Origin of the sequence: Mycolicibacterium lacusdiani, from assembly GCF_021916785.1 — a bacterium.
Taxonomy (GTDB): Bacteria; Actinomycetota; Actinomycetes; order Mycobacteriales; family Mycobacteriaceae; genus Mycobacterium; species Mycobacterium lacusdiani.
In genome coordinates, this window is record NZ_JAKCFC010000004.1 from 322,769 (window position 1) to 346,976 (window position 24,208).

25 protein-coding genes and 2 pseudogenes are annotated in these 24,208 nt (G+C 66.8%); 13 read left to right on the forward strand and 14 right to left on the reverse strand.

From position 1 onward, the window contains the following. Positions 1-120: 120 nt before the first annotated feature. From LOK44_RS15155 to LOK44_RS15165, 3 genes are all read left to right on the forward strand, one after another. Positions 121-840 (forward strand): DUF4189 domain-containing protein, encoded by a 720-nt coding sequence (locus LOK44_RS15155; RefSeq protein ID WP_237570876.1) that lies wholly within the window; start codon positions 121-123, stop codon positions 838-840. Between the two features lie 491 nt (positions 841-1,331). Continuing rightward, positions 1,332-1,652 (forward strand): hypothetical protein, encoded by a 321-nt coding sequence (locus tag LOK44_RS15160; protein ID WP_237570877.1) that lies wholly within the window; start codon positions 1,332-1,334, stop codon positions 1,650-1,652. Between the two features lie 162 nt (positions 1,653-1,814). Then, the gene (locus tag LOK44_RS15165) at positions 1,815-4,826 is read left to right on the forward strand and encodes a serine/threonine-protein kinase (RefSeq protein ID WP_237570878.1); all 3,012 of its coding nucleotides are present in this window, start codon (positions 1,815-1,817) and stop codon (positions 4,824-4,826) included. Here LOK44_RS15165 and LOK44_RS15170 read toward each other — a convergent pair. Together LOK44_RS15170 and thiD are read right to left on the reverse strand one after the other, a co-directional pair. Then, positions 4,823-5,434: an FHA domain-containing protein gene (locus tag LOK44_RS15170; protein ID WP_237570879.1), complete on the reverse strand. Its 612-nt coding sequence runs from the start codon at positions 5,432-5,434 to the stop codon at positions 4,823-4,825. The genes LOK44_RS15165 and LOK44_RS15170 overlap by 4 nt on opposite strands. A gap of 100 nt (positions 5,435-5,534) precedes the next feature. Next, on the reverse strand, positions 5,535-6,380 hold the full coding sequence (gene thiD, locus LOK44_RS15175; RefSeq protein WP_237570880.1) for a bifunctional hydroxymethylpyrimidine kinase/phosphomethylpyrimidine kinase: 846 nt from the start codon (positions 6,378-6,380) through the stop codon (positions 5,535-5,537). 102 nt (positions 6,381-6,482) lie between these two features. On the opposite strand from thiD, the gene LOK44_RS15180 reads away from it, so the two are divergent. Further along, entirely contained in the window at positions 6,483-7,526 is a 1,044-nt protein-coding gene (locus LOK44_RS15180) for an LLM class flavin-dependent oxidoreductase (RefSeq protein ID WP_237570881.1), read from the forward strand. A gap of 75 nt (positions 7,527-7,601) precedes the next feature. Here LOK44_RS15180 and LOK44_RS15185 read toward each other — a convergent pair whose 3' ends face one another. The 3 genes from LOK44_RS15185 to LOK44_RS15195 form a co-directional block, all read right to left on the reverse strand. After that, positions 7,602-7,934, reverse strand: a complete 333-nt coding sequence (locus tag LOK44_RS15185) for a hypothetical protein (protein WP_237570882.1) — start codon at positions 7,932-7,934, stop codon at positions 7,602-7,604. Between the two features lie 288 nt (positions 7,935-8,222). Next, entirely contained in the window at positions 8,223-8,774 is a 552-nt protein-coding gene (locus LOK44_RS15190) for a YaeQ family protein (RefSeq protein WP_237571186.1), read from the reverse strand. A 57-nt stretch (positions 8,775-8,831) separates the two neighbouring features. Continuing rightward, positions 8,832-8,981, reverse strand: a complete 150-nt coding sequence (locus tag LOK44_RS15195; RefSeq protein ID WP_308192749.1) for a hypothetical protein — start codon at positions 8,979-8,981, stop codon at positions 8,832-8,834. An 80-nt stretch (positions 8,982-9,061) separates the two neighbouring features. On the opposite strand from LOK44_RS15195, the pseudogene LOK44_RS15200 reads away from it, so the two are divergent. Together LOK44_RS15200 and LOK44_RS15205 are read left to right on the forward strand one after the other, a co-directional pair. Beyond that, positions 9,062-9,634: pseudogene (locus tag LOK44_RS15200) on the forward strand (ABC transporter permease subunit); the annotation flags it as partial. 33 nt (positions 9,635-9,667) lie between these two features. Then, positions 9,668-10,096 (forward strand): pyridoxamine 5'-phosphate oxidase family protein, encoded by a 429-nt coding sequence (locus LOK44_RS15205; RefSeq protein WP_237570883.1) that lies wholly within the window; start codon positions 9,668-9,670, stop codon positions 10,094-10,096. A 71-nt stretch (positions 10,097-10,167) separates the two neighbouring features. Here the strand turns inward: LOK44_RS15205 and LOK44_RS15210 are convergent, their stop codons facing one another. The 3 genes from LOK44_RS15210 to LOK44_RS15220 are packed head-to-tail and all read right to left on the reverse strand — an operon-like array spanning position 10,168 to position 11,825. Next, the gene (locus LOK44_RS15210; RefSeq protein WP_237570884.1) at positions 10,168-10,818 is read right to left on the reverse strand and encodes a CIA30 family protein; all 651 of its coding nucleotides are present in this window, start codon (positions 10,816-10,818) and stop codon (positions 10,168-10,170) included. Then, positions 10,796-11,260: a DUF4174 domain-containing protein gene (locus LOK44_RS15215; protein ID WP_237570885.1), complete on the reverse strand. Its 465-nt coding sequence runs from the start codon at positions 11,258-11,260 to the stop codon at positions 10,796-10,798. Before LOK44_RS15215 ends, LOK44_RS15210 begins: the two co-directional genes overlap by 23 nt. Before the next feature lie 43 nt (positions 11,261-11,303). Further along, positions 11,304-11,825, reverse strand: a complete 522-nt coding sequence (locus tag LOK44_RS15220; RefSeq protein WP_237570886.1) for a DUF4232 domain-containing protein — start codon at positions 11,823-11,825, stop codon at positions 11,304-11,306. 110 nt (positions 11,826-11,935) lie between these two features. Between LOK44_RS15220 and LOK44_RS15225 the strand changes: the two genes are divergently transcribed. Beyond that, positions 11,936-13,702: a hypothetical protein gene (locus tag LOK44_RS15225; protein WP_237570887.1), complete on the forward strand. Its 1,767-nt coding sequence runs from the start codon at positions 11,936-11,938 to the stop codon at positions 13,700-13,702. Here the strand turns inward: LOK44_RS15225 and LOK44_RS15230 are convergent. Then, on the reverse strand, positions 13,699-14,058 hold the full coding sequence (locus tag LOK44_RS15230) for an ArsR/SmtB family transcription factor (RefSeq protein ID WP_237570888.1): 360 nt from the start codon (positions 14,056-14,058) through the stop codon (positions 13,699-13,701). The genes LOK44_RS15225 and LOK44_RS15230 overlap by 4 nt on opposite strands. Before the next feature lie 86 nt (positions 14,059-14,144). Here LOK44_RS15230 and LOK44_RS15235 point away from each other — a divergent pair, with 86 nt between their 5' ends. After that, on the forward strand, positions 14,145-15,479 hold the full coding sequence (locus LOK44_RS15235) for an NAD(P)-binding domain-containing protein (RefSeq protein ID WP_237570889.1): 1,335 nt from the start codon (positions 14,145-14,147) through the stop codon (positions 15,477-15,479). Next, the gene (locus tag LOK44_RS15240) at positions 15,476-16,711 is read left to right on the forward strand and encodes an MFS transporter (RefSeq protein WP_237570890.1); all 1,236 of its coding nucleotides are present in this window, start codon (positions 15,476-15,478) and stop codon (positions 16,709-16,711) included. The genes LOK44_RS15235 and LOK44_RS15240 overlap by 4 nt, the downstream gene beginning before the upstream one ends. Here LOK44_RS15240 and LOK44_RS30120 read toward each other — a convergent pair. From LOK44_RS30120 to LOK44_RS15250, 3 genes and pseudogenes are all read right to left on the reverse strand, one after another. Continuing rightward, positions 16,672-17,100 carry an arsenate-mycothiol transferase ArsC gene (locus LOK44_RS30120; RefSeq protein ID WP_372481254.1) on the reverse strand — a complete coding sequence of 143 codons (429 nt, stop codon included), beginning with the start codon at positions 17,098-17,100 and terminating at the stop codon, positions 16,672-16,674. The two genes, LOK44_RS15240 and LOK44_RS30120, sit on opposite strands and share 40 nt — an antisense overlap. A 56-nt stretch (positions 17,101-17,156) precedes the next feature. Beyond that, positions 17,157-18,221, reverse strand: a pseudogene (gene arsB / locus LOK44_RS15245) (ACR3 family arsenite efflux transporter); the annotation flags it as partial. Continuing rightward, positions 18,218-18,592 carry an ArsR/SmtB family transcription factor gene (locus tag LOK44_RS15250; protein WP_237570891.1) on the reverse strand — a complete coding sequence of 125 codons (375 nt, stop codon included), beginning with the start codon at positions 18,590-18,592 and terminating at the stop codon, positions 18,218-18,220. The pseudogene arsB and the gene LOK44_RS15250, both read right to left, overlap by 4 nt. A gap of 146 nt (positions 18,593-18,738) precedes the next feature. On the opposite strand from LOK44_RS15250, the gene LOK44_RS15255 reads away from it, so the two are divergent. Continuing rightward, the gene (locus LOK44_RS15255; RefSeq protein WP_237571187.1) at positions 18,739-19,500 is read left to right on the forward strand and encodes a MerR family transcriptional regulator; all 762 of its coding nucleotides are present in this window, start codon (positions 18,739-18,741) and stop codon (positions 19,498-19,500) included. Positions 19,501-19,529: 29 nt separating this feature from the next. Here LOK44_RS15255 and LOK44_RS15260 read toward each other — a convergent pair whose 3' ends face one another. After that, entirely contained in the window at positions 19,530-20,126 is a 597-nt protein-coding gene (locus tag LOK44_RS15260; RefSeq protein ID WP_237570892.1) for a TetR/AcrR family transcriptional regulator, read from the reverse strand. Positions 20,127-20,195: 69 nt separating this feature from the next. Between LOK44_RS15260 and LOK44_RS15265 the strand changes: the two genes are divergently transcribed. Then, positions 20,196-21,239, forward strand: coding sequence for an NAD(P)H-dependent amine dehydrogenase family protein (locus tag LOK44_RS15265; protein WP_237570893.1), 1,044 nt, complete (start codon positions 20,196-20,198; stop codon positions 21,237-21,239). A 21-nt stretch (positions 21,240-21,260) separates the two neighbouring features. Here the strand turns inward: LOK44_RS15265 and LOK44_RS15270 are convergent, their stop codons facing one another. Next, positions 21,261-21,974: an SDR family NAD(P)-dependent oxidoreductase gene (locus LOK44_RS15270; protein ID WP_237570894.1), complete on the reverse strand. Its 714-nt coding sequence runs from the start codon at positions 21,972-21,974 to the stop codon at positions 21,261-21,263. A 108-nt stretch (positions 21,975-22,082) separates the two neighbouring features. On the opposite strand from LOK44_RS15270, the gene LOK44_RS15275 reads away from it, so the two are divergent. After that, positions 22,083-22,685, forward strand: coding sequence for a TetR/AcrR family transcriptional regulator (locus LOK44_RS15275; protein WP_237570895.1), 603 nt, complete (start codon positions 22,083-22,085; stop codon positions 22,683-22,685). A 448-nt stretch (positions 22,686-23,133) separates the two neighbouring features. Beyond that, on the forward strand, positions 23,134-24,204 hold the full coding sequence (locus LOK44_RS15280; protein ID WP_237570896.1) for a coiled-coil domain-containing protein: 1,071 nt from the start codon (positions 23,134-23,136) through the stop codon (positions 24,202-24,204). The last annotated feature ends 4 nt before the right edge of the window (positions 24,205-24,208 follow it).

The window sequence follows — 24,208 nt, forward strand, 5'->3', positions numbered from 1 at the left end:
ACCTGCCCTTGAGCCAGAGGATTGTGGCTTCCCGGCGATTACCCGGGCCCTTGCTGAACGCGACTATTGCAACAGGGGTGAACCAACTAGGGAACCCAATTACTGCAAGGGACAACGACTATGACTACTCATCAGGGCGGTGCGGGTCACCGCGGCCGAACCATCGCCGCGACCCTACTGGCCGTGGCGGCGACGGCCGCCGGAATGTTGGGTGCAGCGGCGCCAGCGCAGGCAGCCGACCAATACATCGCACTGGCGCTCGGATACGTCAGCGAGAATCCCCCCGTCACGATGGCCGGAGGCTCCGCGATCAGCGGTACCCGAGACCAGGCGGGCCAAGGGGCGCTCACGAACTGTGTGAACAACGGCGGCACCCACTGCGTGACCGTGGTGATCGCTACGAACGAATGCGGGGCGGCCGCTTCCAATGACTACGGCGAAGAGGTTGGGGCGTCCGACCCGTCGCTCGCCGTCGCCCAGAGCAAGGCCAAGAGCATGCTTCAGAATCAGCAGGGCGCCAAGATCATCGTGTCGGGTTGCGCGAATGGGTCCACTCCACCGCCCCCGAATGATCCGCCGCCACCGCCGCCTGCGCCCAAGCTAGGGCCGACGGTCTCGTTCGACACCGTCTTGGGTGGCATGGTCGCTCACATCACCGACCGAAGTGGAGTGTCTTCGCAGTGCACGTATGCGACTGATGGCTTCAACCGCAGCTTCGCCTTGCCGGCCAACTCCAAGTACGACCTGCGGATCGTCCCGGCTGTTCCGCGATTCCGGAACTGGACTGTCACGATCACTTGTGACAACGGCACGAGCACGACGGCGACGACGTACTTCTGAGTCGCGGGGACTCGCCAACCCGATCCGCCCGGGCCGTGCTGTCACGGCCCGGGCGGACTGCTGCGGTAGGTCTGTCGGCGCCCGGATGGCTCAAGCGCGGAACCTGGTTGGGGCGTCCTGGTACGTGCGATGGGCTGAGGGGCCCGAGGCTGCGCAGACGGATGGTTCGTGTCGATGTCCGCATGCCGCGTCGGTGTGACGCCGACTCTGCGATCGCCGACTGGGCCGAGGCGAGAGTGATTGTCCAGCAGCGAGTCTCGTCGACGCGATCGGATCGAGCTAGCCGCCTCACTCTGCTCAGCCCGACAGCCGGCGCCGTCCAGTCGTTTCACGAATGGCGCCGGCTCTAATGCGCGCGGACCTTACCTGGGGGATAGAAAATGCTCCCCCCGCGACAGGACGAAGTCTGGCTTCTGGGCGATTACCAGGGCACGTCGAAAACGGCAGCATTGCTCTCAACACAGAAACCACCTTCGAGAGGAAACACCGAAATGACCGAGATCCGCACCCTGACCCGCTTCCAGTACGCAGCGACTCTGCTCGGCGCCCTCGCCCTCGCCTTCGTCGCCCTGGCCCCGGCTGTTGCCAACGCCCAGCCCATCCAGAACAACGACAGCGGCGGTTGCCACTACACCGACAAAGACGGCTACGACATCCCGATCGACGAGGGCCAGAGCGTCCTCGTCGACGGCAAGACCGTGACCTGCCGCGGCGGATCGATCGTCGTCGCCAGCACGGGCGGCGTCAAGCCGAACGGCCCGTCGAGAATAGGTGTCCTCACCGACCTGCCTCGTATCGCGGCCATCCGCTGACCTGACCGCTCTCGGCCCGCCACCACGTAGCTGGTGGCGGGCCGAGTCGCGCGTCGAGTAGAGCTTCTTCGGGGAGCGCGAATCCGGACGCCATCGGGCTGAAAGTCGTCGATTTAGCAAATCGCGAATCAGCCGCACCACATCGGAGGAAAATACGGCGCTATGGCCGGAGAACGTGCAGAGGGCACCAAACCCTCCGGTGGGGGCGGCATCGCTGCTGAGTTGGAAGCCGCAGGCTTCCTGCACGCTCTCGAAGTGGGGCGAGGTGGCGCGGGCGTGGTCTACCGCTGCCACCAGACGTCACTCGCGCGCACCGTCGCGATAAAGGTCTTGATGTCCGATCTCGACCAAGACAATCGTGAACGATTCTTGCGCGAGGGTTTGGCGATGGGAAAGCTCTCCGGTCACCCGAACATCGAAGACATCCTGCAGGTCGGCGTCACCGAGACCAACCGGCCATACATCGTGATGCCCTATCACGAAGCAGGGTCGCTGGCGCAGCGGTTGCAGCGGGTCGGCCGGATCGCATGGCCAGACGCGTTGCGTATCGCGGTGAAGTTGTGCGGCGCGCTGGAAACTGCGCACCGGATCGGTACGTTGCACCGCGATATCAAGCCCGGCAACGTGCTCGTCAACGATTACGGCGAACCGCAGTTGAGTGATTTCGGGATTGCGCGGATCGTCGGTGGATACGAAACCGCGACCGGATTCTTCACCGGCACCATCGCATACACCGCTCCCGAAGTGCTCGGCGGGAGTTCGCCGACCGCGGTGTCCGACGTGTACTCGCTCGGTGCCACGATTTATGCGCTCATCGCGGGGGTGGCCGCACACGAACGCAGGGACGGCGAGGATCTCGTCGCACACTATCTGCGGATCAGTTCGACTCCGGTGCCGGACATGCGGCCGCAGGGGATTCCGGCCAATGTGTGCGCCGTGATCGAGAAGGCGATGTCACAGGATCCAACCGAACGCCATGCTTCGGCGGCGGAATTCGGTCGCGAGCTCCAGGCGGCGCAGCGTCACAACGGGTTGATCGCCGATTCGATGGTGCTCAGCGACACCGCCGGCCAGTCGAAACCGCCGCAGGGGACCGCCGCGATCCACCTCCCGGCGGCCGAACGAACCGACCTATCAGAAGCGGCGTCCCTCGCCATGACCGGACCTCCGCCGTCTCCGCCAATGTCGAACGTGAGTGGCCCGGCGGGGCCGATCTCCCCAAGCCCGCCAAGCCCGCCGGGTCCGCCCGGGCCCGAGGGGTCGACCAGCATCATTGAGAAGCCCCGGAATCGAAGATCGTGGCTGGTGGTCGCCGCGGCCGCCATCGCAGTGGTGCTGCTGGTGGCTGGGGGTATCTACTTGGTGTCGTCGCCTGACGAAGGCACCGGTGGCGGCAGCAACCCGACCGTCGCAAGCGACCCAACGGCCGAGGCCCAGGCTGGCTGGAAACCGATCACGAATGCCCGGGTGGCCCGGGAGGCTGCTGCGACGACCCAGTCTGACGGCACCATCTGGAGTTTCGGGGGGCTGGAAAGCGATGGCAGCGTCAGCGGTCGCCATGAAGGCTATGACCCCGCCATCGACAGCTGGAAGGGCGGCGACGAACTTCCCGTTCCGGTTCAGCACGCGATGGCGGTGACGTGGCAGGGAACCCCGTGCGTGTTGGGCGGTTGGCGCGCCGAGGGTGCCAACACGCAGGTTGCGACTGACAAGGTCTGGCGGGTCGTCAACAGTCGCTGGGTCGAATTGCCACCGCTGCTGCAACCGCGTGCGGCGGGCGCAGCCGCAATGGTCGGGGACCGCCTCGTGGTCACGGGTGGCGTCGGCGTCGGCGGCAAGCCACTCAACACCACGGAGATCTTCGACGGCACCGCGTGGAAGCTCGGAGCCCAAATGCCCACTCCCCGAATGTTGTTGGGTGCGGCCTCGGACGACAGGGTGATGTACGCGGTCGGCGGATCCGACGGCACCGTTGAGCTGCCGACGGTCGAGGCCTACGACCCGGCCGCTGATTCATGGACGGCGATGCCTGCGATGCCGCAGCCGCGCAGCGACCTGGGCGTCGCCATCGCTGACGCGCGCCTCATCGCCGTCGGCGGCTTGTCGGACGGCCAGGTGCTCAAGGCCGTTTCGGTGATGGACTTCGCCACGAAGACATGGGCGGGGCTGCCCGACATGAGCACACCACGCCACGGGATGGCGGCCGCTGCAGTGGAGAAATCCGTCTTCGTGATCGGTGGCGCGACCGGCACCGGCAACAGTGAGGTGACGTCGACCGCCGAATCGCTCGAACTCGCGCCTCGCAAGCTGCAACCCGCATCTGCCTGGCAATCCCTGCCGAACGCGCCGACGCCCAGGTTGATGATGGCGTGGACCGTGCTGGACGACAAGATCTTCGTGGCTGGCGGCATGAGTCAGGGCGACACGCTTCAGGTGGTGCAGAGCTTCGACCCGCGGATCGGGGCATGGCAGGCCCAACCGCCGTTGCCGGTGCCGTTGCACCACGCAACCGCGACGACGTACCGCGGCGAGATGGTGGTCATCGGCGGTGCCACCGACGAACTCGCCAGCGCGTCGAACAAGGTGTACGCCTTGCGCGGTGATACCTGGGTGGAGTTGCCGAATCTTACCCACGCCCGGGCGGCCGCCGCAGCCGCGGTCGTCGGGGACTTGCTCGTCGTTGCCGGTGGACAGAACGCAAAACAGCTCGTTGCACAGACCGAGACGTTCGACGGGCAGTCCTGGAAGGACGCCGCCGACTTACCCACTCCGCGCGAACACTTGGCAGCAGTCTCGGACGGGACCTTCGTGTACACGCTCGGCGGACGCTTCCTCTCCGCCGACAAGAACTCCGCGGCGTTCGAGCGCTTCGATCCGAAATCGGGGCAGTGGACGAGGCTGGTCGACATGCCGACTCCGCGCGGCAGCTACGGCGCCGCCTACATCGACGGCCGGATCGTCGCCCTCGGCGGCGAGGAACCGACGCAGGTACTGGCGGACGCAGAGATGTACGACATCGCCGACTCGAAATGGCTCTCACTGCCACCGATGCCGACGGCGCGCCATGGGGAAGCCGTCGCCGCGGTCGGCAATACCGTGTATGTATTTGGCGGTGCCAACCGGCCGACGCACGAGGGAGCCGTCGGAACGGTCGAGGCTCTCGACTTCACCTAAGAACCGTTGTCGCGCAGCATCTTCAACGTCACAGCGCCACGCCTGATGGCCTCGTTGGCCAGGCGCACCCGGCGCTCACCTTCGGCCGGTACGGCGAACTTGTCGTACAAGTTCTGCAGATGCTGTTTGATCGCCGCCTCGGTGACGAACAGCTCCTGAGCCATCTGCCGAACGGATACCGCCTCCGGGAACGGGTCGCCGGAAACCAGTGGCCGACACAAGACCACCAGCACCTCGAGTTCGCGACGGGTCAGGCGCGGAGGCGGCTGGGTGGGTGCGACGGATACCGTGGCGTCACCAAGGGTCGTGGCGTCCCGCACCTCCCAGAAGACCAATTTGGTCTTGCCGACCCGCACCTCGTCTCCGGACCGCAGCACTCGTTCGGCCGAGATCTTCTCCCCGTTGATGTAGGTGCCGTTGCGGCTGCCGACGTCGCGGACCGACCACGCGTGGCCGAGGTTCTCCAACACCGCATGGACGCGCGAGACGGTCGAATCGTGGTCGAGCGAAACGACGTTGGTGGATGACTTGCCGACGGTCACTCGCTCACTCCCGAGGGGGATGAGCTGCCGTCCGGTCGGCTTCCAGACTTCCAGGTGGGAAGGCATGTCGACAGCTTAGGCGGTCGGCGAATGCCCGGGTCGAAGTCGCCGACGGCCGTTCCCCAACGGACGCTCGAACATCCTTCTCGTCCTGACGCTGTGGGACTCAGCGGAGCAATCTGGCCATGCCGTTGACGGGGCCGTGGCCTCGGCCGATCGGATAGGCGGCGCGAATGCACTCGGTGATCCAAAGCTTGGCGAAACCGACCGCCTCGGGAACCGGGTAGCCGTGAGCCAGCGCGGCGGTGATCGCCGCGGCAAGGGTGTCGCCGGCGCCGTGATCGTGGGGGGTGTCCACCCGGTCCGCGGCGAATTGGTGGAACTCGGAGCCGTCGAAGAGGAGGTCGGAGCTGGTCTGCGAGGTGCGCAGGTGGCCACCTTTCACGAGCGCCCATTGCGGCCCCAGCGCGTGCAGAGCCCGGGCAGCCTCGCGTTGGGTCGTGTCGTCGACGACGTCGATGCCGACCAACAGTCGCACCTCGTCGAGGTTCGGCGTGACCAACGTGGCGAGTGGGATCAGATCGTCGCGCATGGCGTCCAGCGCATCGGGGTGGAGTAGTGGCTCGCCGACGTTGGACGCACACACCGGATCGACCACCAGCGGGACAGTGCCGTCGAGCCCTTCGGACCTCCACGTCGCCACGATGGTCCTGATGATCGCGGTGGACGCCAGCATGCCGGTCTTGGCGGCCTCGATGCCGATGTCGGACGCCACCGCGCTGATCTGGCCTGCGACGATGTCAACCGGAATTTCGTGAAACGCTCTGACGCCCAACGAGTTCTGCACCGTGACGGCCGTCAGTGTGGCGCACCCATGTACACCCAACATCGCGAATGTGCGCATGTCAGCCTGCAGGCCCGCGCTGCCGCCAGAATCGGAGCCGGCGATGGTCATGACTCGGCGCGGGGTCTGTCCCGGTGCAGCCAGTGGGAGGTCCTGAGCGTCGGCCATGACTAGCAGTCTTTCAAAGCGGCTGATGGGGTTGTGGCCGGCGTCCGACTGTCGCGACTAGACCCCGGGAATACCTGAAGGGCGAATGAGGTTTGCGGTGCCGTGAAGGCTTTCGGATTCTTGAGCTTCGGGCACTATGCGTCCGCCCGCGGGTCCGGCGGGCCCGACGCCGCCGACATGCTGCGCGATGCAGTCGACATCGCGACGGGCGCCGACGAGATGGGCGTCAACGGCGCATACTTCCGCGTTCACCACTTCGCTCGGCAGTCCGCCGCACCCATGCCGCTGCTCGCTGCGATCGCCGCCCGAACCCAGCGGATCGAGGTCGGTACCGGTGTCATCGACATGCGGTATGAGAATCCGCTGCACCTCGCTGAGGAGGCGGCTGCGCTCGACCTGCTCTCCGAGGGGCGGGTGGCACTAGGAGTCAGTCGCGGATCGCCTGAGCCGGCGCTACGCGGGTGGGAGGCCTTCGGTTACACCGGTTCCACGGATCCGCGTGGCGCCGACATCGCCCGGGACAAGTTCGACCTGTTCCTGCGTGCCGTCCGCGGCGAGGGTATCGCCGACGCCGATCCCCGACAGTTCGGACGAGTCGGAAAGCTGCGCATCGAGCCGCACTCGCCGGGACTGGCCGAGCGCATCTGGTGGGGCGCCGCCTCGCGGGAAACCGCGAGATGGGCGGGCACGGCAGGCGTCAATCTGATGAGTTCGACGCTGCTGACCGAGGCCACCGGTGATGCCTTCGCAGACCTGCAGGCTGATCAGATCGACCAGTTCCGCGCGGCATGGGCGGCCGCAGGTCACTCGCGAACTCCGCGAGTCTCGGTGAGCCGCAGTATCTTCCCGCTGGTCACGGATCTGGACCGGCGCTACTTCGGCCCGCGGGGAGACGTCTCGGCAGACCAGGTCGGCATCATCGACGGCTTCCGTTCGACCTTCGGCAAGACCTATGCCGCTGAACCCGACGTCCTCATCGAGCAATTGAAGGCCGATGCCGCTGTCCAGTCGGCTGACACGCTGATGCTCACGATCCCCAGCCAGCTCGGGGTGGACCTGAACCTCCACATCCTCGAGACGTTCGCCCTTCACGTGGCCCCGGCGCTGGGCTGGGAGCCGAATTTCAAGGGACTGCCCACGGGTTGAGCGCGTGGGAGGTCGTCCAGGATGAGCCCGTCCCGCCGGTCTCAAGGTGGCCCCTGACTTTTTGAGGGGACTGCGTCAGAGGATGGTGAACGTGTCGGCCGAGAGGAAGAAGCCCCGTGGTCCGGTCCCGCCGGCCTGGGTGCACGTCAGTCCGTCCCTGGCCGACGTGCACGTGACGGTGAGCCCGGACCGCAGCGATGCGGTCACGCTCTGGCCGTAGGCCAACGTGTGAGGCGACTGGAATCCGTCGCCCTGAATGATGGTCGCGCACGGCTGCTTGGGCGCACCGTCGAAGTAGCCGAATCGCACGGCATTACCCTGCTCGACGCCGGGGTAGAAGTCGCAGAGTGCGCTCTCGGCGACGGTGTGCGGATGCTCTCCAGTTTGGCAAGCCAGGCCGCCGTCCACGAAGCGGCACTGAATCCGACCGCTCGGCGTGGCGAACGAGTGGAACGAGTACTGCGGGGCTTCCGGGACACCTTCGACGAAATCCGAGAGCGGACGCGATGCGGCCGGAGTGACTGGGACGGTCGAGGATGCGGCGGACGATTCCAGGGACGCCGAAGAGCAGCCCGACACCGCAGCGGTAAGAACGACGGCAGAGACCGCAGTCGCTCGGAGACGTGTGGTGGTGGTCATCGATTGTCCGGTTCTGTTCGTGGGTGGGGCGTTCCTCGATGGCGGAGTCGCCGACATTCACTTCAACGGCTCAGGCGTGAAGGTGACGTCTACTCCGCCAATGGTCATCGTCACCAGACCTTCCATCACCATGACCTGCGCCGCGACCCGTCGATCGACAGTCTGAGCCAGCTGCTGCACCGGCTCGTGCGGTATCTGCACCACCGACAGGTTCGGCAGACCCGCCACCTTGGGGCCGACGGTGCGCCACCAGGTGGCCACGCTGGCTGCGAACGGGAACAGCAGCACCTGGTCGGCTTTGCAGGCCGCCTTGCCCAGAACGCGCTCATCGGGCTGGCCGACGTTGATCCACTCCAGGATCCGGCCCGTGTAGTCGGCGAGCCGCAAGTCCGGTACGCCCGGAGTGGACAGGCCAGCCCCGAAAGCCAACTCGCCGTCGACGTCGCTGAGCCGGTGTGCTCGCAGCCCAAAGGCCAACAGACGCACCACCATCCGCTCGTCGGTCTCACTGGGATGACGGGCCACCGTCAGCGTGTGATCGGCGTAGTAACCGTGATCGACGTCGGAGACGCCGAGTTCGACTTTGAACACCGTTGCGGAAAGGGCCACGTCATAGTGTCCACCCTGGTGGTGCTCGCCGTGCAATCCGGCCGTATCGAGTGGCACTCAGATCCCAGCGGGATCGAACAGCACGGGCCCGAAGGCCATCTCGGCCGCGCCGATGGCCAACGTGTCGGCGCCAAGCGTGGCAGGCACCACCCGGACCAGGTCACCGGGGGCACCCATGCTGCGCCGCGCCAGTTCCTCGCGCAGCACGGAGGGAGCGTAGGCGCAGAAGACCCGTAGGAACCCACCAAACACGATCAGACCCGGATTGAGCATGTTGACCGTTTTGCCGGATAGTCGCCGTGGCGGCGGTCGTCCTGGGCGTCACGTTCATCCTGAGCGTCAACCGCAGCGTCAACCCCCGGGTCGAGATCAGCGGGATCCCCTACGTGCTGCCATTGATCCTCCTGCTACTCATCGTGATGACCGTGGTGCTCAAGCGCACGTCATACGGCAGGCACATCTACGCGGTCGGCGGCAACGCGGAGGCTGCGCGCCGGGCGGGGATCTCCGTCGACCGCATCCGGGTGACCGTGTTCATCGCGTGCTCGTCGCTGGCGGCGCTGAGTGGGATCATCGCGGCCTCCTACGCCGGCAAGGTGTCGGCGTCCTCCGGGGCGGGCAACACGCTGCTGTACGCCGTGGGCGCGGCCGTCATCGGTGGCACCAGTCTGTTCGGTGGAAAGGGCCGCGAGCTGGACGCCGTCATCGGTGGCGTGGTGGTCGCGACGATCGCCAACGGCCTTGGGCTGCTGAACCAGTCGTCCTACATCAACTTCCTCGTCACCGGTGGCGTGCTGCTGCTCGCGGCGAGCGTCGACGCCATATCTCGTCGCAGACGGTCGTCGACGGGGCTGTCCTAGATCGGCGAGCTACCCTTTGCCATGCCACGAAGAATGAGTGACGAAGAGATTGAGGCGTATCTGGACAGCCGCCCATCGTGGGCAGTCCTGAGCACCATCGAGGCGGATGGCTTCCCGCACTCGGTGCCCCTGGGCTACTTTCGCCTTGGCCGCGACATCGTCATGGGTGTGCGAGACGGGACGCGAAAGGTGGCCAACGTGGAGAACAACCCGAACGTGAGTGTCTTGCTCGAAGACGGCTCGAGCATGGCGGACATCCGGGGAGTGATGTTCCAGGGTCACGCCCGGATCGTCCGCGAAGAGGGCGAGGCACTTCAGCTCGCGAGAGAGGGTGCCCGGGCACGGGGTGTGCCAGAGGCCGAGTGGCCCACCGCACCCAGGCCGGGCGCCGCCTACATCCGCACGACACCCGTGAAGACGCTGTCATGGGATTACTCGACTTCGACGGCAGACCAGGGTTAGTTACGCCCCGCGTCTTCCCGGCGATGGCGCACCCAACGAGGCAGCTGCCACCGAAGTCTGGTGGCGGGGCCTCAAGCGGTGGCGTCGATTGCGCTGACTGACAGTTCGAACGGGCCCTGCTGTTCGTCGAGGATGTAGACCGCAACCTGGTCGATGGTCGATGGGTCGAGAGTCTGAGGGGCGCTGGGCTCTGGATCGAGGCGCATGCCAACCGGCTTGAAGCCCCCGATGGGCAGATCGTAGATCCGCTGCACGGCCGCCTGGGTGGGGAAGCGCTGGACGTAGGACCACGGCCTCCCTTGAGTGCCCACCTTCAACAAGTAGGTCTTGCCGTCGCCCAGGGCGTGGACGCGGAGCGACTTCGCGCCGGTCGCTCGCCGTCCGATCTCGGGATCCAGCGGACTTCGGGCCGAGGCGAACCCGCCGTTGTTCTCCAGCGAGACGTTGCCCGAGAACACGAGGCCACCGTCGCCGAACGTGACCCTCGAGGTGGACATACCGCCCATCACGGGGTCGTTGACCGTCGTCCAAGCGGCCACGTCGCCGGCATCGTCGAGGTCGACGAGAGCGATGGTGGGCGCCGCCGGCGGGTCTGCGTCGGCGGTTCGCCCGGTGCTTCCGCACGACACCGTCAGCAAGGCCACGCAGGCGAGCAGGATGCTGCGTCCACGCCGCAACGGCGGACTCGTCGACACGACGTCAGCAGCGGCTTGAATCGGCACGGATCTCGGCGCTTCGCATGGGCATGCCGTCGATGACGTCGTAGATCGTCGAGAGGTCCGGCACCTCGTCGACGCGCAGCTTCTCACCGCCATCCTTTCCGATCAACAGCGCGGTGAAGGCGTTCTCGCCAATCGCGTACCGTTCCGACAACCGTTGTGCCTCAGATTCGTTGACCGGCAGGCCCGCAAGCGTGCTCTGTCCCTCCGTGAGGACTATGCCAATCACCATGTCACGCTCGAGCACGGCACATCGGCTGGCGTCGATTCGGCTCAGCGTCTCGACGAGTCGCGGATCGCGGTCCGTCGGCGCGAACAGCAACAGTGGACGATGTGTCCATCGGTAGTCATTGAGTTCGGCAGCCGCGGCGCTAGGTGATCCGAGCGCGGTGATCGTCGCCAGAACGATGAGCGTGAGAGCGCTCGAGATGATTCGCCGGTTCATGCGATTCCTCACCGTGGTGGTCGCCGTCAACTCTACCGACGCCTCAGGTCACGGAGCTGATGAGAGCGCTGCACCTCGGCATCCCGACATCGAGACGACGCTGCTGGACGGTGTTCGGGGCGATGACGACCACCTGACCCCACGTCCCGCACGGGGTCTCGGTCTCGCGGTTCACACCGCTGGCCTGCAGATCAGCGGTGGCGAAGTCGCCGGGTGCCAGGGTCAGCAGTGGTGCGGCGATCTGCTGTCGGCGGTCGACGTGCACGGCAGGCAGGTCCACGTCGACGATGTCCGCGCCCGGGTAGCCCTGCAGCGTGCACGCCTGCGACGTCACGTTCTCGAACAGCAGCACGAGGCGGTACTCCGAGCCCTGTGATTCCAGCGGCGCGTTCGACACCACCAGGTCGGTGTCGGCGCACGGACCGGTCATGGTGAGTAGCGGGGTCGTTACCGCCGTGGTGGTCCTGGTCGGTGCACTCGACGCGGCCGGCGTGACGGGCTCCGACGCGCAACCAGCGAGCAGCACGGCGGCGATGACGGGCAGCGAGACCTTCCACGTGTTCATGCCGAGGATGGAACGGCATCGTCGCGGCTACCGATCCCAAGTGCCCGACTCGGCCACCTTCGCGCACGTAAAGGACACCGGGCGACGAACCCGTCGGCGATAATGCCGCCGTGGAATCTGAACCAGGTCAGCCGCGTGGCGCCCAACGCGTCCTGACTCCGATCTGGCAAGAAGCCCGCCGTCGGCCCACCCACCTGAGGCCGCGCGCACTGCCGATGCCGCTGCGCGTGCTTGCCGTCATCACCTGGCTGGGCGCAGCGGTCATGCTCGCCTTCGGCTTCATCCCCGGCTTCTTTGCACCGGAGCAACATTCACTGTTCGGCGGCGAACTGGTCTTCAAGTACTCACCGATCTGGCCACTGCTGTGCGGTCTTGCGGTGGGTTCCGGTGTCGCCGCGGTCGGCTACGCCTACACCGCGACCAGCCCGGACGCGCCCCGGCATCACGCGCTGCTGGTCTGGTGCGCCGGTATCGCAACGCCACTCATCCCGATCCTCATCCTGACCATGGATCGTGCTTGGCAGGTGATCCCCGCTGCGGCCGCGTGGATGGGCGCCGCCGCGCTGGTGATCACCCAGCTTTACGTGCGCCGGCGACCGACCCGTCCGTGGTTGGGCGTCCTGCTGACCTGTCTCGTCGCGGCGCCCTGGGTCCCCAGCGTCTGGGCGAACATCCGGTTCGGCCGGGCGCTGCATGCCGACCCTCCCGCCGACCCGAACGATCTGCTTCTCCTGCTGCTCGACGACATCGGGACGCAGACGTACGTCCCGGGGATCGCCCTGGCATTCGTGGCCGCGATGGCCACCGGCGGTGTCGCGATGGCCGCACATTCCCGGTCAGCCATCGCACACAGCGTCTCGCGCCACCGACAGGGCTGGAAGTACACCGCTGTGCTGTGCGCCGTTGGCGCGATCGTCGTCGTCCTCGAGATCACCGAAATAGGCGGTATCGCGTCGGGTTTCAAGGAGAACTACTGGACTCCCGGCGGCCCGGGGACGTGGCCGCACGCGATTCTGGTCGCGCTTGCGATTGCCTATGGCACACGGCGATCGTTCCAGTCTGCGCTGCAGCCTCGCGGGGATGTGCGGACCACTCTGGCCGTCGGGATCAGCGCTCTGTCCGGTCAGATCGTCATTGCGATGGTGATGATCGCGAACCTGATCGCCAATGCGATCACCGGTCCCACCGACGCCAGCATCGCGCCGCCGGCCGGCCTGGAACTCGTCATCATGTGGATGGCGCTGTTCACGTTGGTGCCCGTCGCCGCACGCCGAGGCAGGAACGGAACCGTCGGCCAGCTGGTCGCCCGGATCGGTCTGCTGTATCTACTGCCCGTGTACGTCAACATCACACTGAGCCAGCTGGGCGTGACCGTGCCCGTGTCCTTCTGGGCCAAGCCCACCCAGGTCGTCACCTGCCTCGTCGTGATTGGTTGCGTTACAGCGATTCTCGGCCTCGCCGGTCGGCCCACGCTCCTGCCGTCCGAACTCGTCAACCGGCTGGTTCTGATCCCGCTGCTGATCGTTGTCGGCACAGCGTGGATTCCCAGCGTCATCGCCGTTCCGCTGACGCCCGTCATCGCGGTAACGGCAGCACTATTCGCACTCCTGTGGGCGATGCCGCCGGACTCCGGAGCCGCACACACCGGAGTCGTGCTGACGGTGTCGGCGCAGTTGCTCCTGGTGGCCGCAGCGGCCGGCATCGTCACCGTCTATCAGGACTTCACCGCCGACGACACGACGCTGGCCCTGTTGTTGTTCGCGGTGCCGTTGAGCACGCTGCTGTGCGCTCACGTGCAGCCCGCGACCGAGGACGTCGACGCTGCGCCAACGCTTAGCCGCCAACGCTCGCCACGGGAGGCTGGGCGCCGAGGTTAGGCCGTGTGGGTCGAGACTGCGGCGGCGATGCGGTCGAGGGCGTCGGCGTTGACACGGTAGTACGCCCATTTGCCGCGTTGCTCACGGCTGACGAGGCCGCTGTCGACGAGCAGCTTCATGTGATGCGACACCGTGGGCTGAGTGAGTCCGAGCGGTTCGGTGAGGTCGCAGATGCAGGCTTCCCCACCATCGGAAGCGGCGATGAGGGACACCAGCTTCACCCGTGCCGGATCGGCGAGCGCCTTGAACACCGAGGCGAGTCGTTCGGCGGCTGGCGTATCGAGCACGCCGCCGGTCAGCGGTGAGCAGCAGGCAGCCACGTCACTCGAAGTCAGCGGCGAGGTCGCGATGGCCATGTGCCCATGATGCCACACGCATTGACAAACTTCGATGGGTCACGGACGATCGATTCATCGAAGAACGTCGATGAGAGGAGTCGGAGATGTCGGAGCTGCCCGTCGTAGTGATCGGGGCCGGACCGCTGGGTCTGGCGGCGGCCGCGCACCTGCTGGAACGCGGACTCACCCCGCTGGTGCTCGAGTCCGGCAGTGGACCGGGGTCAGCGGTCGGGCAGTGGGAGCACGTGCGCACGTTCTCCCCGTGGCCGGAGTTGGTGGATCCCGCCGCCGCGCGCTTGCTGGAGCCGACGGGCTGGACCGCTCCCGACGTCGGTTTCCCGACCGGCCGAGAGTGGATCGACGGGTACTTGGCGCCGTTGGCCGAGGCATTGGGCGAGCGGGTGCAGTACGGCGCGCGCGTGCAGGCCGTGTCGCGGCTGGGTCGCGACCGGTTGGTCAGCCCGGGGCGGGCGCAGACGCCGTTCGTCGTGCACGTCGGCAACGTCGCAGGCACCGAGTTCCGGGTTCGGGCCCGTGCGGTCATCGACGCCTCGGGCACCTGGGGTCTGCCGAATCCCGCTGGCGCTGACGGTGTTCCCGCGATCGGCGAACGCGCCGCGGCGGCCTCGGGCGTGGTGTCCTACGTGCCGCCGACGCCCTCACGGGCCTCGGCGTGGGCGGGCAAGCGCGTGGTGGTGGTTGGCAGCGGGCATTCGGCGATGACCGCGGTGATCCAGCTCGGCGAGGTGGTACGCAGGGATCCCTCGACCATGGTGACCTGGATCCTGCGCCGCGGGGTCTCCGAGGACACCTTCGGCGGGGGAGCTGCTGACGAACTCCCCGAGCGCGGCGCGTTGGGCGTGCGGTCCAAGGAAGCAGTCGAGGCGGGCAGGGTGTCACTGTCGACCGGATTCCGCACTGAGCGCATCGATTTGGTGGACGGACGTGCGGTGGTGACCGCGGAGGACGGACGTGCGTTGCCGCCGGCCGACCACGTGGTGGTCCTGACCGGGTTCCGCCCGGACCTGTCGTTCTTGTCGGAGATGCGGATCGAGTTGGACCCGGTCCTGCAGGCCCCGGTCAATCTGGCGCCGTCGATCGATCCGAACATGCACTCCTGCGGCAGCGTGCTACCCCACGGCGCCGCTGAATTGGCCCATCCCGAGCCGGATTTGTACATCGTGGGCATGAAGTCCTACGGGCGCGCCCCGACGTTCCTGGCGATGACCGGCTACGAGCAGGTCCGCAGCATCGCCGCCGAACTGGCCGGCGACCACGAGGCCGCCCGCCGGGTCGAGCTGACGCTGCCCGATACCGGGGTGTGCAACGGGGCAGGGTTGTTCGACAGCCCCGAAGGCGAGAACGCCGCCGGCGGCGGGTGTTGCGGGCCCGCCCCGTCGACACCGCATCCGTTGTCGCTCAACACCGTTGGCGGATGACACAGGCGAATCCTCCTGCAGCGCCCAGCGCAGCCCAGTACGGGCTGCGCTGGGTGCTGGTGACGTTGTGCGTTACCGAGATCACCAGTTGGGGCGTGCTGTACTACGCCTTCACCGTCCTCTCGGAGCAGATCAGCACCGACACCGGCTGGTCGGCGCCCGCCGTGACCGCCGCGTTCTCCGCCGGGCTGGTGACCTCGGCTCTGGTGGGCATCCCGGTCGGGCGATGGCTGGACCGGGTGGGCCCGCGCTGGATCATGACCACCGGCTCCATCCTCGGTGTGCTCGCGGTGGTCGCGGTCGTCGCGGCGCCGAACTATGGCTGGTTCGTCGCAGCCTGGGTCCTGGCCGGCGTGGCGATGAGCGCGGTGTTCTATGCACCCGCCTTCGCGGCGCTGACCCGGTTCTTCGGCACCGACGCGGTGCGCGCACTGACGGTGCTCACCTTGGTAGCGGGTTTCGCCAGCACGGTGTTCGCGCCCATGACTGCGGCGTTGTCAGCTCAGATGAGCTGGCGCCAGACCTATCTGGTGCTCGCCGTGGTCATGGCGGTGATCACGATCCCCGCGCACTTCTTCGGCTTGCGGCGCCCGTGGCCGCCGGTGGCCACCGCGCACCACCACGTCGAGGCGCCGGGGCGCACCGCGCGCAGCGCGCCGTTCCTCGCCCTGACAGCGGCGTTCGCGCTGGCCGGACTCGCGTCCTACGCGGTGATCGCCAACCTGGTACCGCTGATGAGTCAACGCGGCATCGGCACCGGTGCCGCCGCCGTGGCGCTCGGCTTGGGCGGCGCAGGGCAAGTGCTCGGCAGACTGGGCTACCAAACGCTGGTGCGCCGCGTCGGCGTCGTTCCCCGCACGGTCGTCATCATGGCCGGCGTCGCTGCCACTACGGCGCTGCTCGGGGTGTTCACCACCTACGCCGCATTGGTGGCGGCGGCGATCGGGGCGGGGGTGATGCGGGGCATCATGACGCTGTTGCAAGCCACCGCCGTCACCGAACGCTGGGGCTCCACCCATTACGGTCACCTCAGCGGCCTACTGTCGGCGCCAGTCATGATCGCGACCGCCATCGGCCCATTCGTTGGCGCGGCGCTGGCGAGCCTGCTCGGCGGGTATGCCGCGATGTTCCTCGCGCTCGGCACGATTGCGGCGGCGGGGGCACTGCTGGCGGTGGCCAGCAAGCCGCGAATCTACGGTGTGGCGTCGGCGTCCAGGGCGTGCAGTAGTTGACGGACGCGTTGATCGATGTCGTTGCGAATCATCCGCATTCGCTCGATGCCGTCGATCCCGCGCTCGGAGGGTTCGTCGGTGTCCCAGTTCTCCACCCGCGTTCCGGGTAGCGCATCGAGCTGCGCTTCCCGGCCCAGGGTGACCACCAGATCGACGTCGCGAGCCAGTTCCAGATCGACCAGCTTGGGTTGCTCACCGGTGATGTCGACGCCCACCTCCAACAGCGCCTCGGCGGACAGAGAGTTGACCGAGCCACCGGGTTTGGTGCCGGCGGAATGCACGTTCACGGCGTCACCGGCGACTTGGCGCATGAGCCCGGCGGCCATCTGTGACTTGCCGCCGTTCTTGACGCATACGAACAGCACCGAGGGTTTCGAGGAGTCGTTCATGGTCAGGACTCCTTCGTCGTGGAAGGCCGGTCGGCGGCCGACGCTGGCGCAGAGGGGTGGTCGGCGAAGCGGCGGCGCAGCGCCAGTGAGACGTAGACGAGGGCCACCAGCACGGGCACCTCGATCAGTGGGCCGACCACCCCGGCCAGAGCTTGCCCGGACGTGGCGCCGTAGGTCGCGATCGCGACGGCGATGGCGAGTTCGAAGTTGTTGCCCGCAGCGGTGAACGCGAGCGTGGTGGTCCGCGGGTAGCCCAGGCCGATCGCGGCGCCCAAGAGGTAGCCGCCGCCCCACATGATTGCGAAGTAGACCAGGAGCGGCAGTGCGATTCTGGCGACGTCGAAGGGGTGGCCGGTGATCTGTTCGCCTTGCAGCGCGAAGAGGATCACGATGGTGAACAGCAGCCCGTAGAGCGCCCACGGACCGATCCGGGGCAGGAACTTCGATTCGTACCAGTCGCGGCCCTTGGCCTTCTCGCCGAGTCGGCGCGACAGATATCCCGCCAGCAGGGGGATGCCCAGGAAGATGAGCACCGATTTGGCGATCTGCCATGGCGAGGTGTCGATGGTGGTCTGCTCCAGGCCGAGCCAGCCGGGCAGGATCGACAGGTAGAACCAGCCCAGGACGGCGAACATGATGACCTGGAAGATCGAGTTCAGCGCGACCAGCACGGCGGCGGCCTCGCGGTCTCCGCAGGCCAGGTCGTTCCAGATGATGACCATGGCGATACAGCGGGCCAGGCCCACGATGATCAGCCCGGTCCGGTACTCGGGCAGGTCGGGCAGCATCAGCCACGCCAGGGCGAACATCAACGCCGGCCCGAACACCCAGTTCAGCAACAGGGAACTCAGCAGGAGCTTGCGGTCGCCGGTCACGGTGTCGAGGCGGTCGTAGCGAACCTTGGCCAACACCGGATACATCATGATCAGCAGACCGAGGGCGATCGGCACCGAGATGCCATCGATCTGCACGCCGTCCAGCGCCGCGTTCATGCCCGGCACCCATCGTCCGAGCAGCAGCCCGGCGGCCATCGCGACACCGATCCACACCGGCAGGAACCGGTCGAGGGTGGACAGCTTGCCAACCACCGGCGCTGAGGTGGTCGCCACGGTGCCGGTCATGCCGTCACCCCTGTCAGCACGGCGGTGTCGAGATACAGCAGCGCCGCGATTTCGCGCAACGCCTCTGGGACGACGGCGTAGTAGACCCACGACGCCCGGCGCTCAGAGGTCAACAGACCAGCGGCGCGCAGCACCTTGAGGTGATGCGACACCGTGGGCTGCGAGACGTCGATACCGCCGGAGATGTCGCAGACGCACGCCTCGCCGCCGGAATGGCTGGCGATCGCGCTGAAGAGCCGCAACCGCACCGGGTCGGCCAGTGCCTTCAGCTTCGTGGCCATCTCGGTGGCGGCCAGTTCGGTCAATGGCTCGCGCAGCAGTGGCGGCGTGGCACAGCAGGCGTCCGCCTCCGCACCCCCGGAATTCGACATGCGTCGATATTGACAGTGATCGAATCAGGGCGCAAACGAACGGCAGATGAACCAGTGCTGCTCGGTCTCGGCCTTCTGTTGACTGAACACTTGACCCTCACGCAACGTGAGGCAGCAGCCTGGTGGACGTGACGCAGGAGACGAAGGTGGACGAACTCACGGTGGGCGAGGTCGCGGACCGATTTGGCATCACGGTCCGGACGCTGCACCACTATGACCAGATTGGCTTGCTGACCCCGAGTCGGCGTGCAGCCTCGGGTTATCGGCTCTATACGTCGGCAGACCTGACGCGCCTGTCCCAGATCATCGTCTACCGCCGGCTGAAGATGTCGCTCGGCGAGATCGCCAGCCTGCTGGACGACGGCGACGAGGTCAGCCACCTGGTCCGCCAGCGCGAACGCGTCATGTCCCGGCTCGACGATATGAAGGGCCTCGTCGAGGCAATCGACAAGGCATTGGAGAAGGCAATGACGAACACACCCATTACCGACGACGACATGCGCGAACTCTTCGGCGACGGCTTCGACGACTACCAGGCCGAAGCTGAGCAGAAGTGGGGCGACACCGCTGAGTGGAAGGAATCGCAGCGCCGGAAGAAGGCCTACGGAAAGGAGGAATGGATCCAGATCAAGGCCGAGGGGGAGGCCGTCGAGAAGGCCCTGTCCGACGCCTTCCGCGCTGGGCTCCCGGCGGACTCCGAAGAAGCGATGAACGCAGCCGAGCGACACCGACTCCACGTGAATCGCTGGTTCTACGACTGCCCGTCGGCCTTCCATCGCAATCTAGGAGACATGTACGTGAGCGACCCCAGGTACGTCGCCACATACGACGAGACATTCGGACTCCCCGGCCTGGCCGCCTACTGCCGCGAGGCGATCCACGCGAACGCCGATCGGACTGGCGACTGACGGCATCGCCGCCTACGGGCTGCGCCCGGTCAAGGCCGCAGCCCCCTCAGCAGAACGTCGATCAAGCCTTCGAGGTGTTCGACCGTCTCCTCGAAAGTCCTGACCTGACTGACGATGCGATACAGCGTGGCGCCGATGAGTGCCTCCGCCGCGGCGTTGAGATCGGCGTCGTGCCGAACCTCGCGGGCGGCTGCCGCGTTGCGAAGCCGCGCCAGCAGGGCGTCGTGGTGTGGGCGCGAGAGTTGGTCGTACAGCGCCTCGCCATCGCTTGGGTCGTCGGCGGTGGCGACGACGAGGGCGCGGCTCAGTGCAACGTTGTGCTCCGAGGCGAGGTAGGCGGCTTGCCTGCGGAGCCACGTATGCAGGTCGGCCTCCAGGTCGCCGGTATCGGGCAAGTCGAACGACCAGCCCTGCCCATAGGCATCCATCACGGCCTCCGCGACCAACGGCGCCTTCGACGGCCAGCGGCGATACAGGCTTTGCTTGCCCACGCCGGCTCGTGCAGCGACGCGGTCCATCGAGACTTCGGCGTAGCCGCCAGTGACCAAGACTTCTCGGACGGCGTCGAGGATGGCGGCGTGCGTGGCCTGGCTGCGGGGACGCCCGCGCCGCGGCACTTCTTCCATACGGGCAGCTTAGGTTGTACATTCCGCATAACGAGACAAACCGTCTAGTAAAGGTGAGGCGAGGGCGGCATGGACAAGTTGCGTGTCATTCAGTGGACCACTGGGAAAGTCGGCAAGCTCAGTTTGCGCGGCATCATCGACGATCCGCGGCTCGAACTGGTCGGTGTCTACGCCTACTCGGAGGAGAAGGCAGGAACGGACGCAGGACCGCTGTGCGGCCGACCCGACACCGGCGTGCTCGCGACGACCGACATCGACGCGCTCATCGCCTTGGACGCCGATACCGTCTTGTACACCCCGTTCATGGCCGACCTCGACCACGTCGTTCGGCTCCTCGAGAGCGGACTGGACGTGATCAGCACCAATCTCTTCCTCAATGTCGGTGGCATTGCGGGTGAGTCGAAGGACAAGCTGGCGGCGGCGTGCGAACAGGGCGGCAGTTCGCTCTACATCACCGGCATCAACCCTGGATGGATCAACACCATGGTCACGGCGATGACCGCCGTCTGCCGCGACGTGCAGAAGGTGACGATCGTCGAGTCGGCAGACGTCTCCGTCTACGAGTCAGCCGAGACGTGGCAGGCGTTGGGTGTCGGTCTGCCCGAGGTGACACCGGAAGTGGCGGACCTGGCGAAGTTCGGCTTCACCACGTTCGCCGATTCCGTGCAACGCATGGCAGTGGCCCTGGGATTCGAGATCGATGACATGGAGTTCGTCGTCGACCATCAGACCGCCTCGGAGACTGTCGATCTGGGTTGGCTCACCATCGAGAAGGACACCATTGCCGCCATCCGCGGCGGCTGGAATGCCATGGTGAAGGGCAAGACCGTCATCGAATCACGGGTGGCGTGGTATCTCACGCCGAAGCTGAATGGTGACTGGGTCTTCGACGACGATCACTACAAGATCGCCATACAGGGTGAACCCGAGGTGCACACGCGCATTCGCTTCGTCCCGCCCAAGCACTGGGGCAATCACGAGTGGGACACCATGACCGCCATGCCGGCGGTCAACGCAGCCCTCAACGTCGCCGCAGCCCCCGCCGGCATCCTGGGCCTCGGCGACGTAGGACTGCCGTGCGCGCCCGTGGGGGTCTGGTTCGACAAAGGCTAGACGACAGCCGGAACGCTTCGCCTACAACGCGAATGCGCGGGGCGGCCCTGCCAGGCTCGCCTTCGCCTCGACGCCCATCGGGTCCAAGATTTCGATCTCGCCGGCTTCGAGACCATCGAGCGCCAGCCGGACGAGATCTGCCGGGTCCATCACCGCGCCGTCCGGGAACTCGATGCCATGACGGTCGGCGAAGTCGAACAGGGTCTGCGTGCCGATCAGGCCGGGTACGAGCGCAGCCACCTGAGTTCCCTGGTGCGCCAGTTCGACTCGTACTCCGTTGGTCAGGCCCCACTGCGCCGACTTCGCGGCCGCATAGGCCGTGTTCCCGTCGACGGTGTTCCACGCCGCCGCTGACAGCACGTTGAGGATGGCACCGCCGCCGTTGCGCGCAAGGATGGGCGCGAACGCCCGGATCATCGCGAGGGTGCCGTAGAAGTTCGAATCCATCGTCGACCGGATCCCGTTCATGTCTCCCGACACGAGGTTGCCACCCGCGGTGTCGGCGGCGTTGTTGATCAGCACGTCGACGTCGCCGGCCAGCTCGGCGATTGCGTCGACCGACGACTGGTCGGTGATGTCGAGACGAGCCGCCTCCGCGCCGGGAACGTTCACCTGTTGGGGTCGACGTGCAGTGGCGTAGACCTTGGCTCCGCGTTCGAGCAATTGCGTGGCGAAGTGGTGGCCGATTCCCCGGTTCGATCCAGTCACCAGGGCGGTGGCGCCGTGCAGCTTCATCTGTCCTCCAGGAGGTTTCGAAAATCTCACCAAAATGACCAGTCGGTCATGTTGCTGCCACTAGGTTGGCATAACGTGACCAAGCGGTCAACTTGGTACCCTCGACCCGTGACCGCGACCGACCGACCCATCCGCGCGGACGCGGCACGCAACCGCGCGTCGCTGTTGGCCGCAGCCGAGGCTGAGTTCGCCGACCGTGGCCCGTCCGCGTCGGTGGCAGACATCGCTCGCCGCGCCGGGGTGGCGAAGGGCACGGTGTTCCGACACTTCCCGACAAAGGAGGATCTGATCGCCTCCATCGTCACCGGACACATCGCCGTGCTCGCGGAGGCCGCCCGGCGGTTGGTCGACTCGGCGGACCCGGGTGCCGCGCTCCTGGAGTTCCTGACCATCGCCGCCGACCAACGCCAGCGGCACGATCTGACGTTCCTGCAGTCGGCCAGCGATGATGACCCCAGGGTGCTCGAGGTTCGCGATGCGCTGCACGCGAACCTCGAGACATTGGTCGATCGAGCGCGCACGTCGGGCGCCATCCGAGACGACATCACCGAGGCCGACGTGTTCTTGATGATGTGCGCACCGATTCACATCGTCGAAAACCTCTCCGCGCCAGCGCCATTGCTGTGGCAGCGGTACCTGGCCATCATCTTCGACGGGTTGCGCCCCGATGGCGCGCACCCTCTGCCGCAACCGGCGCCCGTCGCACCTTGACGTGACGCTACGGGCCGTCTGTAGCGGAGCCGTTCACCGACGAGACCGCCGCCCAGGTCGACATCCCATCCACCATCTTGGAATGGTTCGCCGCTGAGGACGTGTGGGATGACCGAGGTCGTCGGGCGATGTTCGAGGCGCCCTTATCGCGACGGCTCGCGGAAGCCCAGGTGGCACGCCACGCCGCTGCGGGCTCGACCAACGCCGAGATCGCCCCGTCGACTGTTCGTCACGACGTCGACCGTGCAGCACCACCTCGGCAAGGTCTTCCGGAAACTGGGGCGTGACGTCACGCCCCCGACTCGCGGCTGCCCTCGCACCGGGACCCGCGCGGCCCGGCGCTCACGCCTCCCGGAGTAGACATCGCCGGTGTCAGTTCGTAGCCTTGCCCGGGACGTCGACAGCAGGGCCGGCATCGGTCCTCGAGCGAAGGATCGTGACAAGCCGAATGACCCGGGTGCGCCATTCACTCCGGCGAGCGGCGTACGGTTCGGCAGCTCTGGCACTGGTCCTGACTGTCTCGATCGGCGGCGTCAGCGCCGATCCCGCGGCCGACGCCCTGGCCAAGCTCAACGAGTTGTCCCAGCAGGCCGTGAAGAGCCGCGAGGCCGTCACGGCCGCCCAGCGCGACGCCGACACCAAAGCGGCCGAGCAGGCAGCGGCCGAAGACCGCCGTCGCGGCGACCTGGCGGCGCTGGAAGCCGCGAACTCCCAGCTGGCGCCTTTTCAGGCCGCCGTCGACAGGATCGCGGCGATGAACTACACGAGTGGCCGCAATGGCCAGTCCGCCGCGGTACTCACGGCCAATTCGCCTCAACAGTTGATCGATCAGCTGTCGATGCAACGGACGGTTGGTGCCGGTATCGCCGACCAATTGGCAGCGTTCCGCTCGGCACGGGAGCGCGCCGCTACCGCCGCCCAGGCGTCTGAGCGATCGGCCGCCGAGGCCGGCGCTGCGGCCGAGTCGGCCGCCGCAGTGCGTTCGGAACTGCAGGCCAAGCTCAAGGAGTTGCTCCGCAAGATTGCCGCCGCGGAGGCTCAATATTCGGCTCTGACGCCGCAGCAGCAGGCCGTGATCGACGCGGCCCCGCCGATAGCGGCCCTGCCCGGCGTACCTCCCGGCGACCTCGCACCGCCTCCGGCCGCCGCTATCCCCGAGATCTCCGAGTCGTTGCCCGTCGGCGTCGCATCGGAGGCGGGCATGCAACCCAACACGATCCTCGCGGCCCGTGCGGTCAGCGCACAGTTCCCCCAGATCGCCGAGATCGACGGGGTCCGTCCGGACTCCAAGCCGTGGCACCCCAGTGGGCTGGCGATCGACATCATGATCCCGAACCCCGAAAGTCCCGAGGGCATCGCGCTGGGCGACCAGATCATGGCGTTCGCGATGAGCAATGCGGGCCGGTTCGGGCTGCAGGACGTCATCTGGCGCGGCACCTACTACACGCCGGCCGGCCCGCAAGCCTCCGGCTACGGCCACTACGACCACGTGCACATCACCACGACGCCACGTCGTTAGCGGT